Genomic DNA, 19,402 nt, shown 5'->3' on the forward strand with positions numbered 1-19,402 from the left:
GACACGGACGTGCAAGTCCGACCAAACTGTTTAGGTATGCGCTCTGCCATTCTTTCGAGCATTTCGATGCTCGTTGCTTTATGGCGGCTGCGCGCAGGAGATCCTTGGATCTGCTGGGTGTCCTAAACAGTCCCGGTCTTGCACACCTGCGCACGGCCGCCACCCTATTCGCGTGCAAGCGAACGGTGACGGCCCCAACTTACTGTTTAGGGAAAATTTCTATGTTCAAGGTAACTCCTAATCCACCTGCTCCCCGCAAAGACCTTCTCTTCACCGTATCCCCTGACGTCCACATCGAAGCCCTCCTGGCCAACGCCTCCGAAGACCTGCTCTCGATCAGCGCCATCGCCGCCGACCTCGCCGACGATGTGGAAGGCTCACGCCGTTCCGTAGCCCTGGCGCTCAGTCGCATGGCCGATGGGGTTTATTTGTTGGTGGAACGAGTGCTGGATCACCTTGAATCGCCGGACAAGATGCAGTCTCAGGCCAAGGTTTAGCAGGGCAATCCGATGGCGAATTGAAGATCGCCTTCGCGAGCAGGCTCGCTCCCACAGTTGATCGGGGTGATCACTGGATTGTTGTACGACACGAACTCAGTGTGGGAGCGAGCCTGCTCGCGAAGGCGTCAGTACCGGCACCAAAAGAAGGTGCAGTCTTAAATCAACCCCGCCTCATCCTCATCGACCAAATGACTCAACCCCCCCAGCGCCTCACGGGCCTGGGACCGGTCCATGAGCTTCGCCTGTGCGGCGGCCGGCAGGTCGGTCACGCGGATCACCCCTTTGCTGGTCAATACCTGGATCAAGTCGTCGAGTACCCGGATCATGTCCAGGTCGCTCTGCTTGAGCTGTTTCAGGCTGGTGGCCATGACCTCGCTGGCGAACCAGACCTGCAGATCGGGATGGTCGGCCGGCAGCGTTTCGGTTGCTTCGGCATAGGCCTGGGCTTCCACGCGCATCAGTCGGCCTTCTGGATTGCGTTGCACGTAGAACATTGTGCATCCCTCATAAATGAACCCGCGTCATGCTTTCAGCAGCATAGTCCCGGTCAGACTGTGAGGGCGTGTCTTTGCCATCTACGCCACAGATCCAATCCTTAAATGCCTGACGGAAAGATCCGACACTAACTTACGTATAACCAAGATATTGATTTAAAAACACTTATGGCTAAGTTGAATGGCACCTTATTGTCGGTAGTTCATATGGTCCACTAATTGCTTGATCGGTCCCAGGCGTTCGCAGACTGTCATTTATCCAGCGCGATGCCACTCGGCGCAAAACATGTGCACCCCTTCATAGCTTACTGGATAATCCCGCGCCGCCCAGCTCAGGCAGGTGTTCCGGTGCCTGTGGCGTGCTCGATGGGCGTGGTGTTGATGGGGCGCCAAAATAAAATTAGAGAATTGCGTCAAAAACATGGCGATAAAAAATGTTTTTTTAATAGCGAACAAATATTACACTTGCGCGGTTCAAAATTTTGACGATATCATTTTGATGGCTCAGTTAGGGGTTGACTGTGCATCGCGCTCCCTTACAGCCAGTGCCCCGGATAGTCCTTTATGAATCGTACAGACGATATCTCGAACCTATTCAACAGGTTCGGAGCAAGTGCGGACAGCTATCTCGAATTCGATAGCCATTTCGACTACAAGGAAAAAACTATCGCAGGGATGACCGGGATCACTGAGTCGGTGGTGGACGCTGTTATCGAAGCGCCAGTAATCGAGTCTGGGGATGCCTCGTTCGGGGGCCACTCGGTGAAACCGATGCTTGCCGCCAAACCATTGGCTACTGTCGCCGATCTCCAGGATGACACCACCGTTGCGGTTGCTGCCCCGCTTCGTCATCTTTTGGCTGAAGTGGCGTTGGCCCGTCAAGCCGAGGCCCAGGCGCTTAACGAAGAAGCCCTGCGTCAGGCGCTGCCTCAGGGGCGACCACCCAAGTGCAAGGCCCACGTCGTCGCGGTGGTGTCGAGCAAAGGCGGTGTTGGCAAAACTACCCTGTGTGCCGCGCTGGCCAGCACTTTGCGCCTGACGGGTGGCCAGACATTGGCAATCGACCTCGATCCTCAAAACGCCATGCAGTACCACCTTGGTGTTCAACCCGATGTGGCCGGCATGGGCAGCGCGAGCCTTACTGGCAATAGCTGGAACGACCTATTGCTGCCTGGTTCCGCCGATTCGCTGTTGCTGCCTTATGGCGCGTTGACGGAAGAAGAGCGCCGCACCCTGGAGCATTACTTGATCAATGACCGTCATTGGCTGGCCCGGCAGCTCGCGCGTATGGCTCTGAACGAAAACGACGTGGTTATTCTCGATACGCCTCCAGGGCGCACGGTGTACCTGGAACAGGTCCTGGCTGTGGCCGATCAAATTGTCGTAGTGACCACCGCCGACGCGGCCAGTTTCTTGATCCTTGATCAGATGGAAAAGTTGCTCGCAGGCCCGGACGCGCGTGCGCCGTCATCGGAATGCAGCTATGTCATCAACCAATTCGATGCCAGTCGGGAATTCTCCCGGGACATGCACGAGGTGTTCAAGCGGCGACTGGGCGGACAACTGCTAGGTGTCATATCGCTGGATCATGCCATTGGCGAGGCGCTGGCTTACGGTCGCAATCCGCTCTTGGCGTCAGACTCGTCCCCGGCGTGCCAGGACATGTTGTTGCTCGGCGACCAGCTCAAGGTTCGGCTCGAATCCGCCCATATTGCGGAACTGATCGCCTCGTGATCACTACCTCTGCCGAAACCGGCGACGCTCCGACTCGCTCGCAACGCTGGGCACAATCCATGTCTGACCGGCTCGAGCGGTGGCCTTCTGCCGCCCGTCGAGTGCTGACCGTCAGCATCACCTTGTTGTGCAGCCTGCTGGCGCTGTTCATCATCACGGTGCCATTCGATCTTTACTCGCAATGCATCTTTGCACTTGGCTGCTTTGTCGCGGCCATGGTCTTGCGCAAGATTCCCGGACGACTGACGGTCATGATCCTGATCGGTCTGTCGCTTACCGCTTCACTGCGTTACCTGTACTGGCGGTTGACGTCGACCCTCGGCTTCGAAGGTTGGGTGGACATGCTCTTCGGCTACGGCCTGGTAATGGCTGAATTGTACGCGATGATCGTGCTGGTGTTCGGCTACATTCAAACCGCGTGGCCACTGCGACGCAAACCGGTATTGCTCAGCGGCCCTCCTGGCGAATGGCCAACCGTCGATGTGTTCATCCCGTCGTACAACGAAGCCCTCGACATCGTGAAGGTCACGATCTTCGCCGCCCAGGCCATCGACTGGCCTAAGGACAAACTGCGTGTCCACGTATTGGATGACGGTCGTCGTGAAGATTTCCGCGAGTTTTGCGAGCAGATCGGCGTGGGTTACATCGTTCGCGACAATAACCGTCACGCCAAAGCGGGCAACTTGAATGAAGCGCTGAAGGTCACTCATGGCGAGTACATTGCCATTTTCGATGCCGATCACGTGCCGACGCGTTCCTTCCTTCAGGTGAGTATCGGTTGGTTTATCAAGGATCCGAAGCTGGCGATGCTGCAAACGCCACACTTTTTCTTTTCGCCTGACCCGTTCGAAAAAAACCTCAATACCTTCCGCTCCGTACCAAACGAAGGCGAGTTGTTTTACGGGCTGGTGCAGGACGGCAACGACTTGTGGAACGCCACTTTTTTTTGCGGGTCCTGTGCGGTCATTCGTCGTGAGCCGTTGCTGGAAATCGGTGGTGTTGCCGTCGAAACCGTCACCGAAGATGCCCACACTGCGCTCAAGCTAAACCGCGCCGGCTACAACACGGCTTATCTGGCCATTCCTCAAGCCGCCGGTCTAGCGACGGAAAGCCTGTCGCGGCATATCAGTCAGCGGATTCGCTGGGCTCGCGGGATGGCGCAGATTTTTCGCACCGATAATCCGCTGTTCGGCAAAGGTCTGAATCTCGGTCAGCGCCTGTGTTACTTGAACGCGATGCTGCACTTTTTCTACGGTTTGCCACGCCTGGCGTTTCTAACAGCGCCCTTGGCCTTCCTGTTTTTCGATGCTCAGATTTTCCACGCCTCGGCGTTGATGATCACTGCCTATGTGCTACCGCACATCCTTCACGCGAGTTTGACCAACTCCAGCATTCAGGGACGTTTCCGTCACTCCTTCTGGAACGAGGTCTACGAGACGGTACTGGCCTGGTACATCATGGGCCCGGTACTGATGGCGCTGGTCAACCCCAAGTTTGGCGGCTTCAACGTAACTGACAAGGGCGGGATCATCGACAAGAAATACTTCGAGTGGAAGCTCGCTCGCCCCTACATCGTGTTGCTGAGCCTGAACATTGCGGGACTCATCTTCGGCGTTGTAAGGCTGATGCAAGGCGCAGACGGCGCGACCACCACTATCCTGATCAATTTGGCCTGGACGGTTTACAACATCATCATCACCAGTGCCTCGGTGGCGGTGGCCAGTGAAACACGTCAGGTGCGCTCCGAGCCCCGGGTCACGGCCCAATTGCCGATGCGCCTGACGCGCGCCGACGGCACCAGCATTGAAGGCGTGACCCAGGACTTCTCGCAAAAAGGCCTGGGCTTTCGTTTGCCGGACGGGTTCATGATTCCTCGGGGCGAACGCGTACAGATCTCTTTGTTTCGCAATCAGCAACTAAGCGTATTCCCGGCCGTCATCGTGTTCAGCCGCGATGGGCTGCTGGGAGCTCAATTCAATCAGCTGACCCTGCGTCAGCAAAGCGAACTGGTGCGTCTGACCTTCTCTCGCGCCGACACCTGGGCATCAACCTGGGGCAACGGGCAGGTCGATACTCCGCTGGCAGCACTGCGTGATGTCAGTGTAATCGGCATGCGCGGCATCTACGAATTGTTCAAAGCCATAGTCATGGAAATGCGCACTTTGCTGCGCCGCCGTCGATCGGCCCCTTCTACCCTTGAAAATCTTACGGACAAGTGATGAATTCGAAGTATTGCGCGTTCGGTAATCTGCGTTCCCTGATCCCGATGATGTGTTCTTTAGTGGCCTTGGGTGGCGTTGCAACAGCCATGGCCGATACGGCGCCCGTGGCGAATGCTTCCGGGACCTATAGCTATGACGTGACCTTGAAGCAACTGGGCCGCAACTATCCGATGAGCCTGCGCGGCGTGGAGTCCACCGACAGCGTCAACTTCGATGTGCGTGCCGATTCGATCGTTACCGGCGCCAGGCTAAAGTTGCAGTACACGTATTCGCCGGCGCTGCTGGCGGACCTGTCGCAGATCAACGTCATCGTCAACGATGAAGTGGCTGCCAGTTTGCCTTTGCCCAAAGAAAACGCCGGGCAGTTGCAGCAACAGGTGGTCGAGATCCCGGCGCACCTGATTACTGAGTTCAACCGTCTGAGCCTCCAATTCGTCGGCCATTACACGATGAGCTGTGAAGATCCGCAGCACTCCAGTCTTTGGGCGAAAATCAGCAACGCTACTGAGTTGAGCATTGACGTATCGCCGCTGGCTTTACCGAACGACCTGTCGATCATGCCGCTGCCATTCTTCGATCGCCGTGATGCCGGTGCGTTGAATCTACCGTTCGTGTTTGCCGCAGCGCCGGACAATACCACCCTGGAAGCGGCCGGCGCACTGTCGTCGTGGTTCGGTGCGCTAGCCAGCTATCGAGGTGCGACCTTCTCTACACGTTTCAATCAAATTCCGGCCAGCGGCAACGCCGTGATTTTGCTCAGCGGCCCCGAGGCCCTGCAACTGGGTGGGTTGAATCTGCCTGCGGCCAAGGGCCCGACCCTGAGCGTGATGACCAACCCCAACGACGCCAATGGCAAGCTGCTGATAATCACCGGTCGAGATGGCATCGAACTCAAACGTGCCGCCACTGCATTGGTACTGGGCAGCCAGGCCCTGTCGGGAAGCAACGTGGTGATTGATCGCCTCGACACGGTGCAGCCGCGCAAGCCATACGACGCACCTAACTGGTTGCCGAGCGATCGTCCGGTCAAGCTGGGTGAATTGCTGGCAGCCAAACAATTCAATGTGTCGGGCTACAACCCGGGCGACATCACCGTGCCACTGAACTTCCCGCCTGACCTGTTTACCTGGCGTGATGAAGGTGCGCCGCTGAACCTCAAGTACCGTTATACGCCGCAGGAAAAATCGTCCAATTCATCGTTCATCATCAGCTTCAACGACGCCTTGATTCAGTCGCAGAACCTGCTGTCCCAGGACAAACTCGACAGCGGTATCCTCGGCGCACTGAAAACCGACGACAGCCTGGGCCGTGAAACCCGCGTGCGCTTGCCGCTGAACTCGGTTGCCTTGCAGTCGCGTCTGCAGTTGCGCTACATGTTCGATTACATCAAGCAGGGCGAGTGTGGCGACATCATCATCGACAACATGCGCGGCAGCATCGATCCGGAGTCGACGCTGGACCTGAGCGGCTACGACCACTTCATGGCCATGCCCAACCTCGGCGTATTCAAGGATGCGGGCTTCCCGTTCACTCGCCTGGCTGACCTGTCGCAAACTGCAGTGGTACTGCCGGACAACGCCGGTGCTCCCGAGCTGGATGCCTACCTGACCGTGCTCGGCCGTTTCGGCCAATCAACCGGTTACCCGGCCACCGGCGTGTTGGTGACTCAGGCGGCGCAGATCCAGGCTGCAGCAGATAAAGACTTGCTTGTGTTTGCTTCGGGCGCCAACCAGCCGTTGCTGAGCCAGTGGGCGGATCGCCTGCCTGCTGCCGATGCCGGTGGCCAGCAAAGCTTCCACTTGTCAGACCTGCCGATGCGTGTGCGCGAGTGGTTCAGCCCCGACCCGGAGGCTAACCAGCGCAAGGCGCGTCTGGCCATGGCTTTCTCCGGCGGTGAGCGCAGTACCTACCTGACCGGTTTCGAATCGCCAATGAAAAGTGGTCGCAGCGTGGTGGTGATTGCCAGTGGTCAACCGCAAGGCCTGGTTGAAGCGACTAACGCCCTGATCGGTGGTGAGGATTACGCCCAGTCGATCCAAGGCAGCCTGGTGGTCGTGCGCGGGAAAACCGTCGAAGCCCTGGTGGCGGACGAGCAGTACTACGTTGGTAATCTGGGCCCGGTCAAACACCTGCAATGGCTGATGTCGCGTCATGTGGGGTGGACGCTGCTGTTGACCGGTCTCGGCGTGTTGCTGCTCAGCTGCCTGGCCTACCTGGCATTGCGCTCCCGTGCCAAACAGCGCTTGGGTCACTGAAATCGACATGAGCACTCCCAGGAATAATCGATGCAACCTTACTTCCGTGTGCCGCTGGCGCAGAGTCGTGCTGTGGCTGGCCGGTACGCTGGCGACACTGAGCCTGACGCCGGTCATGGCTGATGGGGCCGTGTGCAAGAGCGCCGGCTGGCCGTTGTGGCAAACCTACGCTGCACGCTTCGTGCAGAACGACGGGCGCATGCTGGAGTCCAGTGTCCAAACCAACCACAGCACTTCCGAAGGCCAGTCCTACGGCATGCTGTTCGCGGTGATCGGCAACGACCGCGAACGCTTTGATGCGCTGTGGAAATGGACCATCGCCAACATGGCCGGCGCCGACGTCAGCCATCGTCTGCCGGGCTGGTTGTGGGGGCAGGGCAAGGACGGCACCTGGCAATTGCAGGACGCCAACTCGGCTTCTGATTCGGACCTGTGGATCACCTATGCGCTGCTGGAAGCGGCGCGTGTGTGGCAGCGTCCGGACTATCGCGAAGACGCCCTGCGCCTGCTCAAGACTATTGAAAGCAAACTGGTGGTGAGCCTGCCGGGCCTTGGCAAAATGCTCCTGCCAGGACCAGAAGGTTTCGTGCAGCCCGATCAACTGTGGCGCCTGAACCCGAGCTATTTGCCGCTGCCGCTGTTACGGCGTCTGGCCAAGGAAATGCCGACCGGGCCGTGGAAAGAAATCGCTGAAAACACTGTGAAAATGGTCAAGGCCTCCAGCCCCAAAGGCTACGTGGCCGACTGGATCGGTTACCGCGCTACCGCACCGCACGCCGGCTTGTTCGTGGTTGATCCAATCAAGGGCGAGCTGGGCAGTTATGACGCGATCCGCGTCTACCTGTGGGCTGGCATGACGCCCGCATCCGACCCGCTGGCGGCGCCGCTACTGGCGCGTCTGGGCGGTATGTCGAACAGCGGCGCCTCCACAGGCATTCCACCTGAAAAGGTTCAGGTCCTCAGTGGCGCTCTCGAAGGCCAGGGGCCATTCGGGTTCTCTGCCGCGCTAATCCCATACTTCCATGCCAAGGGTCAACCATGGCTGGCTGAGCAACAGCAACGTCGAACCGAGCAAGCGTTGAACGCGGCGCTGGCCACAGCCGATGGCGAACGTGTCGAACCGCTGTACTACAACGCCATGCTCAGTCTGTTCGCACTCGGCTGGGCTGAAAAACGCTATCAGTTTCGTGATGACGGAACACTCAAACTTTCTTGGGAGACGTCATGCGCACGCGCCGTCACACGCTAGCCATCGGGATTCTCACCGCCTTCATCGGCACTGCTGCCTTTGCCGAAACCAACGATGTAAAGGCGCTGCTGGTCGAGCAAGGCCAGTATTGGCAAGCCCGTGCGAACCCTGCGCGTGCCGCTGAAGCCTGGCAGAAAGTGTTGCGTCTGGACCCCAGTCAAGTCGACGCGCTGTATGGCATGGGCCTGATCGGCGTTAAAGAGAACAAGCCCGAACAAGCACAGCAATACTTGGCGCGCTTGCAGGCGCTGTCGCCGCAACCCTGGCAGGCCGCGCAGCTCGAGCAAGACATCGCTCTGGCCCTGCCGCAAAACAGCGCGCTGCTGGACGAAGCCCGACGCCTGGCCGATGGCGACCAGCGTGACCAGGCCACTGAAGTCTTCCGCCAGATGTTTGCCGGTCGTACCCCGGAAGGCAGGGTGGGCCGCGAGTATTACAATAATCTGGCGTTCAATGCCGCCGGCTGGCCCGAGGCCCGTAAAGGCCTGGAGCGCCTGCTGCGCGAGACGCCGAACGACTCGATTCTGGCGCTGTTCCTGGCCAAGCATCTGGTGCGTCACGAAGACAGCCGTCCGGAAGGCATCCGTGCCTTGGCCAAATTGTCGACCCGTGCCGACATCGCCGGTGACGCCGATCAGAGCTGGCGCCTGGCGCTGGTCTGGACCGGCGCGCCCAATGCCGCGCAGGTGCCGTTGTTCGAAGACTTTCTGAAGGTGCATCCCGATGACCAGGAAATCCGCGATCTGTTGAACAAGGGCAAGGCGCAATCGGCCACTGGCGGTGCTGTGTCATGGCAGCCAGATCCACTGGTCGCCCGTGGGCTGCAAGCCTTGGAAAAGGGCGATCAGTCCGGCGCCGAGCAAGCGTTTGCCGCACGTCTGAAAAGCAAACCGAACGATGCCGATGCCCTGGGTGGCCTCGGTGTGGTGCGCCAACAACAGAATCGCTTTGACGAAGCCCAGCGATTGCTGACCCGCGCCATCGCCAATGGCGGTACGCGGTGGAAGCCGGCGCTCGATAGCGTGCGTTACTGGGCACTGTTGCAGCAGGCCCGCAATCAAGCCAGGACGCAGCCGGCCAAGGCCCAGGAGAGCATCGCTCAGGCCATGCGCCTGAACCCGAACGGCATCGATGCACGCCTGACTCTGGCGGACATCCAGGCCCAGACCGGACAGCTCGATGCCGCGCAGGCCAACTATCGCCAGGTGCTGGCTGTGCAGCGTAACAACCCTCAGGCTGTTCAAGGCTTGATCAGCGTGCTGTCCCAAACCGGTCAGGCTGATGAAGCCCTGCATCTGCTCGACAGCTTGACGCCAGCCCAACAGGCCGACATGGGCGGCAGCGGTCGTCTTCGTGCCTTGCGCTCCACCCAGGCAGCCAAACTGGCTGAGCAGCGCGGCGATACCCGTGGTGCCCAGCAAGCCCTGCAGCAAGCGGTGCGGGACGATCCGGACAACATCTGGACCCGTTTCGACCTGGCGCGCCTTTACCTCAAGACCGGCGAATCACAGAAAGCCCGGGACCTGATCGACGGCTACCTCAAGGCGCACCCGACCGACGTCGATGCGCTGTACACCAGTGCCTTGCTCTCGGTGGAAATGGAGCAATGGGACGCCGCGCAAGCCACCATCAGCCGCATTCCGGCCGAGCGGCGCACCGCGGACATGAGCGATCTGGCGGACCAGATCACCCTCACCGTACAAATCAAACTGGCCGCCAGCATCGCCAAGCGCGGTCAGCGCCAGGAAGCCCTGGCGCTGCTCGATCGCTTGCAGCCGATGGCCAGCCGCAGTCCCGATCGCATGGCGACCTTGGCATCGGCCTATGTCGATGCCGGTGATTCGGTTCGCGCTCAAAGCATGATGCGCGATGTGATTGCCCGGACGCCGACGCCATCCGCCGACCTGATACTGCAATACGCCAACCTGTTGCTCAAGACCGGCGACGATGCGCAGGTCAACTCGATCCTGCGCGGCCTGCAAAGCCAGACCATGAGCGTGGCCACCCGCAAACGCTTCGACGATGTGCTGTACCAGTACCGCATTCGCCAGGCCGATCTGCTGCGCGAAGGCGGTGATCTGGCAGCCGCCTACGATACCTTGGCCCCGGCCCTGGCTGCGCGTCCGGGAGATGCCGGCGCAGTTTCGGCACTGGCGCGGATGCACGCCAGCAACGGCGACAATGCCAAGGCGTTCGAGCTGTACAAACCGTTGTTACAGCGTAAGCCCAACGACCCGCAAATCCTGCTGAATGCAGCGGATGCCGCAGTTCAGGCGCACGATATCGGCTATGCCGAGCGAGCACTGGATCAGTTCCTCAAGCTGGAAACCTACGACCCGCAATCGCTGACCGAGGCCGCGCGGATCTATCGCAGCATGGGCAAGAGCAGCCAGGCGACCGATTTGCTACGCAAGGCTGTGGCCATCGAGCAGAACGAGCAGAAACGCAGCCTGACGGCCCAGGCCAATAGCCTGAATATCGCGCCGAACCCGTTTGTGGGCTTGTCGGGCCAGCGCAATCAGGTCAGCCGTACGCCGATCGATGCGATTCCGGCACCGGCGCAAACCCTGCTTGAACCTGAACCTGTAATGTTCGCCAGCACTGATTCGCTGCCGGTCGATGCTTATCCTGGTCAGACGCAACCGCGCATGGTCGCATCTGGAACCGGTCGCCAGGCATTGCCGGCCGGACGCTTTGCGGGTGCGGCGGGTAACCCGTTCGTGCCGCAAGCTACGGTCAACGTTGCGGTGGATCAAACCAGTTCCGCCCAACGTGCACTGGATAACATTCTTCAGGAACGCAGTGGTTACGTGACCCAAGGCGTGACGATTCGTAGCAACGACAGCGAGTCGGGCCTGAGCAAGATGACCGATGTCGAAACACCACTGGAAATCAACATTCCGGCTGGCGACAACCGTTACGCTGTGCGCGTGACCCCGGTATCGCTGAATGCCGGCAGTGTCGGCAGTGATGCTGCCGCGCGCTTTGGCAGTGGTCAGGCATCATCGGACGGCATCGGCTCCCAGCGCGATAAAGGCGTGGGTCTGAGCGTGGCTTACGCCCGGCCGGACGAAGGCATCAAGGCTGACATCGGCACGACGCCTATAGGCTTCAAGTACAGCACCGCAGCCGGTGGCGTGAGTGTCGACCGGCCGTTCGAAGACAACTCCAGCATGCGGTATGGCGTCAGCGTTTCGCGGCGTCCGGTGACCGACAGCGTGACGTCATTCGCCGGCACCACCGACGAACGCAGCGGCCAGTCGTGGGGCGGCGTGACCGCCAACGGCGGCCGGGCACAGCTCAGCTATGACAACCAGGAAGTCGGCACCTACGGCTATGGCTCGTGGCACAAGTTGCTGGGCCACAACGTCGAATCGAATAGCCGCGCCGAACTGGGCGGTGGCGTGTATTGGTACCTGCGCAATGCCGAAGACAGCAAACTGACGCTTGGCCTCAGTGCCACCGGGCTGAGCTTCGAGAACAACCAGGACTTCTTCACTTACGGCCACGGCGGCTACTTCAGCCCGCAAAGCTACTTCGCCTTGGGTGTGCCCGTGACTTGGTCGCAGCGCACCGATCGGTTCTCCTATCAGGTCAAGGGCTCGGTGGGCGTTCAGTACTTCGAGCAGGATGCGGTGGATTACTTCCCGAACGACAAAGACCTGCAGGTTGCCAACGACCAGCGCTACAAAGGCCAGAACAAGACCGGCATCGGTTACAGCCTGAGTGGTGCCGGCGAATACAAATTCGGTTCGAGCTTTATCCTCGGCGCCAATCTCGGCCTGGATAACGCTCAGGACTACAAGCAATTCACCGGGGCCATGTACCTGCGCTACATGTTCGAAGACATGAACGGCCCGATGGAATTGCCGGTCAGCCCCTACCGTTCCCCTTATTCCAATTGATTTTTCTGGAGACTTGAATGCCTTCTTCCGTTCTTGCCGGTATGACCCTGTTGGTACTTGGGGAAAGCCACATGAGCCTGGCGGACCACTTGATGGAGCCGCTGCAAGCCAACCTGACCCAGCAGGGTGCGATCGTGCATTCGATCGGTGCGTGCGGCGCCAGCGCCGGCGACTGGCTGATCACCAAGAAAGTCGATTGCGGCGCCGATCAAAAAGGCACCGGCAAAATCGTCATCAAGGGCCGTGAAGCGACCACCACCCCGATCAAGGACCTGATTGCCGCCGACAAGCCTGATCTGGTCGTGCTGGTAATCGGCGACACCATGGCCTCCTACGATAAACCGGTGTTCCCGAAAGCCTGGGCCTGGCAAAACGTCACCGCGCTGGCCAAGGAAATCACCGCCAACGGCGCCAAGTGCGCCTGGGTCGGTCCGGCCTGGGGCAAGGAAGGCGGCATGTATAAGAAGAATGATGCGCGCACCAAGTTGATGTCGGCCTTCCTGGCAAGCAACGTGGCGCCTTGCACTTACATCGATTCGCTAACCTTCTCCAAGCCCGGCGAGTGGGTCACCACCGACGGCCAGCACTTTACGGTAGCCGGCTACAAATCCTGGGCCAACGCCATCGGCGGCGCGCTGGCCAAACTGCCGGTAGACGCGGTCAGCAACAAGGGAGCCAAGCAGTGATGCGTGCTCTCTCTGCGATGTGCGCCGCGGCGGCGCTGTTTTCCAGCGTCAACGCCATGGCTGCCGAATTTGCGCTGTACCCAACCGGCCCCAGCGAAGACGCGGCATTCATTCGTTTCGTCAACGCCAGCGCCGCCCCTCTGGACGTGATCGCCCAGGCAGGACAGCCACCGCTACGCCTGGAAACCGCGCAACCGGTGTCGCTGTTTTTCCCGGTGCAATCGAGTAGTCCGGTGCAGGGCTCCTTGGTCAGCGGCGCGCAAAAACTGGCCATGGACTTGAAAATCGAGCCTGGTGAATTCGCTACCGTGGTTGCATTACCGGATGGCACCGGCATCAAGCAGGTGGCCGTGCGCGAGCAGCCGGACGACTTCAACGGTCTCAAGGCTTCGCTGGCGTTCTTTAACGTCGACGCCTCGTGCGCCGACGCGAGTCTGCGTCCTGCCGGACGCAACGCTGATCTGTTCAAGGCCGTGCCGCTCGATGGCCTGCAACGTCGCTCGATCAACCCAGTGAGCCTGTCGGTACAACTGGTGTGTGCCAACGCCAACGTCGGCGCGCCGCTGGACCTGGGTGAGCTCAAGGCGGGCGAGCGTTACAGCGTGCTGCTGGTGCCGTCGGCGAGCGGATCGCGTCTCTTGAACGCCACGGACACCTTGTCCCACTGATCGGATTCTGCCGCCGCCATGGTCTTTGCCTCACTCGAGTTCCTGACGCTGTTCCTGCCGGCGTTTTTGCTGGTGTACGCCTTGGGCAAACCGGCCTGGCGCAACGTCGTTCTGTTGATCGGCAGTTGGCTGTTTTATGGCTGGCTGAGTCCACTATTCCTGACGTTGCATATCGTGCTGACGATTGTGGCTTGGGTCGGCGGCCTTCTGGTCGATCGCGCGCAAGATGGCTCCCGTGGGCGGGTGCGATTGTTGATCGCGTTGATCGTGTTCAACACTGCGGTGCTGTGCTGGTACAAATACGCCAACATTCTGGCCGGGACCTGGAGTGAACTGATCACCTATTACGGGGCAATGCCGCTGGAGTGGCAGCGTGTGGCGCTGCCGGCGGGTCTGTCGTTCATCGTGCTGCAGGCGATTTCCTACCTGGTGGATGTGCACCGGCACACCGTGCCGGTGGAGCGCAGCTTCATCAATTACGCGACGTACATTTCGATGTTCGGCCACTCCATAGCCGGTCCCATCATTCGTTATGATTGGGTACGTCGGGAGCTGACGCAGCGCTATTTCAGCTGGCAGAACTTTTCCCTGGGGGCGCGCCGGTTCATGATCGGCATGTGCATGAAGGTCCTGGTTGCCGATACCTTGTCGCCATTGGTGGACGTCGCCTTCCATCTGGAAAACCCGTCGTTCGTCGACGCCTGGATCGGCTGCCTGGCCTATTCGCTGCAACTTTTTTTCGACTTCGCCGGCTACAGCGCCATGGCCATCGGCCTAGGCCTGATGCTGGGGTTTCACTTCCCGGAAAACTTTAACCGGCCGTACCTGGCCAGCAGCATCCAGGACTTCTGGCGACGTTGGCACCTGTCGCTGTCCAGCTGGCTGCGTGATTACCTCTACATCGCCTTGGGCGGTAACCGCAACGGCGTGTGGAATACCTACCGCAACCTGTTCCTGACGATGGCCATTGCCGGCCTGTGGCACGGCGGTGACAGCTGGAATTATCTATTGTGGGGGGCGGCCCACGGCGTCGCGTTGTGTATCGATCGCCTCTGGTCCCGCTCCAGCCTGCCGAGCGTGCCGCCGCTGTTGTCGCATACCCTGACGCTGTTGTTCGTGTTCCTCGCCTGGACGCTGTTCCGTGCACCGGATTTTCATTCGGCGATGACCATGTATGCCGGGCAGTTCGGTCTGCACGACTTTGCCTTGGGCGATGCGCTGTCGGTGACCTTGCGTCCGGTGCATGGCCTGGCAGCCTTGCTCGGCGTGCTGTGTATCCTGGCGCCGCTGCTGCAAAGCCGTTGCGAGCAGCTCCTGGCCCGGCACACGGTGATCGTGCCGATTGCGGCCCTGTGGCCGGTGGTGGGTTTTCTGCTTTCGTTCGCGTTGATCGCGAGTCGTGAAGCCGTGCCCTTCCTGTACTTCCAGTTCTGATGACCGCGCCCATGACCTCCTCTTCCCATGCACCGGCTCAACCCAGCGAACTGACCGCCCGTATCAGCAAGACATCGGGTGTTGTGTTCGTGGCTTTTTTGACGATTGGTTTCGCGTCCTGCGCCTGGCTGCTGTTGAGCGGCAAGGTCGAGATGCTGCCGCCCAACGTCACCCGTCAGGCTGCACTTGAAGGCGATATCACGCACAAGATCGCCAAGCAGCTTTCCAAGGCGGCGGTGCCCGAGCAGGCGGCGAATCTGGAGCGCGGAGCGAGTTGGCTGGCACTGCATGACACCGGTCCGCGCGTGCGTCCGGGGTGCCCGGGCTGGCTGTTTCTGACCGATGAGATGCGCATCAATCGCCACGCCCGGGCCAATGCCGAAACCAAGGCCGGCGTGGTGCTCGACATCCAGCAACGTCTGGCCAAACGCGGCATTATCTTGCTGGTGGCAGTGGTGCCGGACAAGAGCCGCATTGCCAGCGCGCAACTGTGTGAACTGCGTCGCCCGGCGCAGCTGCAAGACCGTGTCGTGGCTTGGGTCGATGGGCTGAAGAAGGCCGGTGTCGCCGCCTTGGACCTGGCGCCGACCCTGCAACCCTTGGGGGACGGGGCGTACTTGCGCACTGACACCCATTGGAGTGAAACCGGCTCGGCCGCTGCCGCCAAAGCTGTGGCCAGACAAGTGCAGGCCATGGGCATCAGCGCTACGCCACATCAGGACTTCGAGGTAAGGGTGCAGGATCCGGCGCGCCGCCCTGGTGACCTGGTCAGGCTCGCCGGTCTGGAATGGCTGCCCGTGGCCTGGCAACCGCTCCCGGAGACCGTGGCTGCCACGCAGATCAGCGAGAAGGCAGTCGAGGCGCAAAGCGGTGGCGATAATCTTGACGATCTGTTTGGCGATGACAACTTGCCCAACGTGGCGCTGATCGGAACCTCGTTTTCACGCAATTCCAACTTCGTCGGCTTTCTGGAGCAGGCGCTGGGCGCGCCGATCGGCAACTTCGGCAAGGATGGCGGCGAGTTCTCCGGTGGCGCCAATGGTTACTTCAACAACCCGGCGTTCAAGCAGACGCCGCCGAAGTTGGTGATCTGGGAGATTCCGGAGCGGGATCTGCAGACGCCTTACAGTGAAGTGATTGACTGGGCCAAGTAGACAACAAGCCTTCGGTGAAGCTGCAGGCCCCTTCGCGAGCAAGCCCGCTCCTACACTGGTGCTGTGTCGACCACGAATCCAATGTGGAAGCGGGCTTGCTCACGAAGCAATACACTTCAAAAGCCATATCGTTATTCACTAATGGTATTTAAATTTCATTTCTTATATCTATAAAGTCACCCTCCTGCGTACATGCCGACCAATCGGCGCGCCGCACGACCGAACCAACACGGGACCTCCGTGAGTTTCTGATCGACGCGCGCCCTATGAGCGCCGTGCGTGGGAGTGATTTATGTCTGCAGCTACTGCTACCCCAAGCGCCGCGACCATCGCGCCGCAAACCTTCGAAATTCGTCCGTTCAACGGCGCTGTCGGTGCCGAAATCATCGGCCTGGACCTGTCCCGCCCGATCAATGATCAGGACTTCACCCGAATCCACCGCGCTCACCTCGACCATCACGTCGTGGTGTTCCGCGACCAACGCATTACCGCCGAACAGCAAATCGCCTTCAGCCGCCGTTTCGGCGTGCTACAGATCCACGTGCTCAAACAGTTCCTGCTGGCCGGGCACCCGGAAATTCTCATCGTTTCCAACATCATCGAAAACGGCCAATCCATCGGCCTCGGGGATGCCGGCAAGTTCTGGCACTCCGACCTTTCCTATAAAGAACTGCCAAGCCTGGGCTCGATGCTGCACGCTCAGGAACTGCCCGCCGAAGGCGGCGATACCTTGTTCGCCGACATGCATAAAGCCTGGGACAACTTGCCCGAGGCACTGCGCAAAGCCGTCGAAGGTCGCTCGGCCGCGCACTCCTACACGGCGCGCTACAGCGAAAGCAAATTCGAAGGCAACTGGCGCCCGACCCTGACTGCGGAACAACTCGCTCAAGTCGCAGAAGTGGTGCACCCGGTCGTGCGCACTCACCCGGAAAACGGCCGTAAGGCGTTGTTTGTCAGTGAGGGTTTTACCACCCGCATCGTCGGTTTGCCCGAAGACGAGAGCCAGCAACTGCTCGCCGAGCTCTACGCCCACAGCGTGTTGCCGCAGAACATTTATCGCCATCAATGGCAGCCCCACGACCTGGTGTTCTGGGATAACCGTTCGCTGATCCACCTTGCCGCCGGATGCCCCAGCCATCTGCGTCGCAAGTTGTATCGCACCACCATCCAGGGCGACGCGCCTTTCTGATTTCCGGAGAATTTCCATGTCCAAACGTCTTCCATTTGCACCCTTGGCCGCAGCCATCGGCCTAGGTTTCAGCCTGATCGCCGGCAGCCTGGTGGCGCCGACCGTGGCCCATGCCGAAGGTGAAATCCGCATCGCCGAACAGTTCGGCATTGTTTACCTGTTGCTCAACGTCGTGCGCGATCAGAACCTGATCGAGAAATACGGCAAGCAGGAAGGCATCGACATCAAGGTCGACTGGACCCAGCTCTCCGGTGGCGCGGCGGTCAACGATGCGTTGCTCTCCGGTTCCATCGATATTGCCGGTGCTGGCGTCGGCCCGCTGCTGACCATCTGGGATCGCACCCACGGCAAGCAGAACGTCAAGGCAGTGGCCTCTCTGGGCAACTTCCCTTACTACCTGGTGAGCAACAATCCCAAGGTCAAGACTATTGCCGACTTCACCGAGAAGGACCGCATCGCGGTGCCGGCGGTGGGTGTCTCGGTGCAGTCGCGCTTCCTGCAATACGCCGCTGCCAAGCAGTGGGGCGACAAGGAATTCAATCGCCTCGACAAATACACCATCGCCGTCCCGCATCCTGACGCGACGGCGGCGCTGATCGCAGGCGGCACCGAACTGAGCGGGCACTTCTCCAACCCGCCATTCCAGGACCAGGCGCTGGCCAATCCCAACGTGCATGTGGTGCTGAACACCTACGACTTGCTCGGCCCGAACTCGCCGACGGTGTTGTTCGCCACCGAGAAATTCCGTAACGAGAACCCGAAGACCTACAAGGCCTTCGTCGAGGCGCTGACCGAAGCGGCGCAGTTTGCCCAGAACGATAAAGGCGCGGCGGCCGACACTTACATCCGGGTCACCAAGGCGAAAATCGATCGCGCTGCGCTGTTGAAGATCATCGACAACCCGCAGTTCGAGTTCAGCGTCACGCCGAAAAACACTTACCCGTTGGCCGAGTTTCTCTACCGTGTCGGCGCGATCAAGAACAAGCCGGATTCGTGGAAGGACTATTTCTTCCAGGATGCCAAACCACTGCAAGGGAGCTGATCGAGATGAACGCCCCCTTGCAAGGCCACACGGCCAGCAACCCGATCGTGGCAGCCCAGGCGTTGCTCTCGGTCGACAAAGTGAGCCTGGAATACCGCACGCCGCAACGTGTGGTTCGGGCCACCCATCAGGTCAGCTTCGAAATCGATCCGGCGGACCGTTTTGTGCTGCTCGGTCCGTCCGGTTGTGGCAAGTCGACGTTGCTCAAGGCCGTTGCCGGGTTCATCCAGCCGTGCGAGGGCGAGATTCGGCTGCAAGGTCAAACCGTCACGGCGCCGGGGCCGGACCGGATCGTCGTGTTCCAGGAGTTCGATCAGCTGCCGCCGTGGAAAACCGTCAAACAGAACGTGATGTTTCCATTGCTGGCCTCCAAGACCCTCAAGCGCCAGGAAGCCGAAGAACGGGCGCTGCATTATCTGGACAAGGTCGGGCTGGCGGCGTTTGCCGATGCCTACCCGCACACCTTGTCCGGCGGCATGAAAGCTCGGGTGGCCATCGCCAGGGCCCTGGCGATGCAGCCGAAAATCCTGCTGATGGACGAACCTTTCGCCGCGCTCGATGCGCTGACCCGACGCAAGATGCAGGAAGAATTGCTGCTGCTTTGGGAAGAGGTGCGCTTCACGTTGCTGTTCGTTACTCACTCCATTGAAGAAGCGCTGGTAGTGGGCAACCGGATTTTGCTGTTGTCGCCCCATCCGGGTCGGGTGCGGGCAGAAGTCCACAGCCATCAATACGATTTGCACAGCCTCGGTGGCGTGGAGTTTCAGGCGTCGGCGCGGCGTATCCATCGCTTGTTGTTCGATGAAGGCCAGTCACCGGAAACCGAGCGCGAGCTGGATTTTTCCGACATCCGCATCGCTTACTGAGCCA

General features: G+C 60.0%; 14 protein-coding genes. 13 read left to right on the forward strand and 1 reads right to left on the reverse strand.

All coding sequences use genetic code 11. From position 1 onward, the window contains the following. Positions 1–221 precede the first annotated feature (221 nt). Positions 222–497: a DUF6124 family protein gene (locus tag ACA041_RS00625; RefSeq protein ID WP_497439431.1), complete on the forward strand. Its 276-nt coding sequence runs from the start codon at positions 222–224 to the stop codon at positions 495–497. Positions 498–655: 158 nt separating this feature from the next. Here ACA041_RS00625 and ACA041_RS00630 read toward each other — a convergent pair whose 3' ends face one another. Further along, positions 656–994 (reverse strand): tryptophan synthase subunit beta, encoded by a 339-nt coding sequence (locus ACA041_RS00630; RefSeq protein WP_497439432.1) that lies wholly within the window; start codon positions 992–994, stop codon positions 656–658. A 564-nt stretch (positions 995–1,558) separates the two neighbouring features. Between ACA041_RS00630 and bcsQ the strand changes: the two genes are divergently transcribed. The 12 genes from bcsQ (at position 1,559) to ACA041_RS00690 (ending at position 19,398) form a co-directional block, all read left to right on the forward strand. Then, positions 1,559–2,728 carry a cellulose biosynthesis protein BcsQ gene (gene bcsQ, locus ACA041_RS00635; protein ID WP_497439433.1) on the forward strand — a complete coding sequence of 390 codons (1,170 nt, stop codon included), beginning with the start codon at positions 1,559–1,561 and terminating at the stop codon, positions 2,726–2,728. After that, on the forward strand, positions 2,725–4,947 hold the full coding sequence (gene bcsA / locus ACA041_RS00640; protein WP_497439434.1) for a UDP-forming cellulose synthase catalytic subunit: 2,223 nt from the start codon (positions 2,725–2,727) through the stop codon (positions 4,945–4,947). Before bcsQ ends, bcsA begins: the two co-directional genes overlap by 4 nt. Continuing rightward, the gene (gene bcsB / locus ACA041_RS00645) at positions 4,947–7,205 is read left to right on the forward strand and encodes a cellulose biosynthesis cyclic di-GMP-binding regulatory protein BcsB (protein WP_497439435.1); all 2,259 of its coding nucleotides are present in this window, start codon (positions 4,947–4,949) and stop codon (positions 7,203–7,205) included. The genes bcsA and bcsB overlap by 1 nt, the downstream gene beginning before the upstream one ends. Positions 7,206–7,212: 7 nt before the next feature. Next, positions 7,213–8,454, forward strand: a complete 1,242-nt coding sequence (gene bcsZ, locus ACA041_RS00650; RefSeq protein WP_497439436.1) for a cellulose synthase complex periplasmic endoglucanase BcsZ — start codon at positions 7,213–7,215, stop codon at positions 8,452–8,454. Next, on the forward strand, positions 8,430–12,359 hold the full coding sequence (locus ACA041_RS00655) for a cellulose biosynthesis protein BcsC (RefSeq protein ID WP_497439437.1): 3,930 nt from the start codon (positions 8,430–8,432) through the stop codon (positions 12,357–12,359). Before bcsZ ends, ACA041_RS00655 begins: the two co-directional genes overlap by 25 nt. A 17-nt stretch (positions 12,360–12,376) precedes the next feature. Further along, the gene (locus tag ACA041_RS00660; protein WP_497439438.1) at positions 12,377–13,045 is read left to right on the forward strand and encodes an SGNH/GDSL hydrolase family protein; all 669 of its coding nucleotides are present in this window, start codon (positions 12,377–12,379) and stop codon (positions 13,043–13,045) included. Beyond that, positions 13,045–13,713, forward strand: coding sequence for an alginate O-acetyltransferase AlgF (locus ACA041_RS00665; RefSeq protein WP_497439439.1), 669 nt, complete (start codon positions 13,045–13,047; stop codon positions 13,711–13,713). Before ACA041_RS00660 ends, ACA041_RS00665 begins: the two co-directional genes overlap by 1 nt. Positions 13,714–13,731: 18 nt before the next feature. Then, positions 13,732–15,147: an MBOAT family O-acyltransferase gene (locus ACA041_RS00670; protein ID WP_497439440.1), complete on the forward strand. Its 1,416-nt coding sequence runs from the start codon at positions 13,732–13,734 to the stop codon at positions 15,145–15,147. An 11-nt stretch (positions 15,148–15,158) separates the two neighbouring features. Further along, a complete protein-coding gene (locus tag ACA041_RS00675) occupies positions 15,159–16,301 on the forward strand; it encodes an alginate O-acetyltransferase AlgX-related protein (protein ID WP_497439441.1) in 1,143 nt (380 codons plus the stop codon). Positions 16,302–16,593: 292 nt separating this feature from the next. Next, positions 16,594–17,490 carry a TauD/TfdA dioxygenase family protein gene (locus ACA041_RS00680; protein WP_497439442.1) on the forward strand — a complete coding sequence of 299 codons (897 nt, stop codon included), beginning with the start codon at positions 16,594–16,596 and terminating at the stop codon, positions 17,488–17,490. Between the two features lie 16 nt (positions 17,491–17,506). Beyond that, entirely contained in the window at positions 17,507–18,532 is a 1,026-nt protein-coding gene (locus ACA041_RS00685) for an ABC transporter substrate-binding protein (protein ID WP_497439443.1), read from the forward strand. Positions 18,533–18,537: 5 nt separating this feature from the next. Continuing rightward, positions 18,538–19,398, forward strand: coding sequence for an ABC transporter ATP-binding protein (locus ACA041_RS00690; RefSeq protein WP_497439444.1), 861 nt, complete (start codon positions 18,538–18,540; stop codon positions 19,396–19,398). Positions 19,399–19,402 lie beyond the last annotated feature (4 nt).

The sequence above is a fragment of the Pseudomonas sp. LBUM1676 genome (assembly GCF_059695605.1).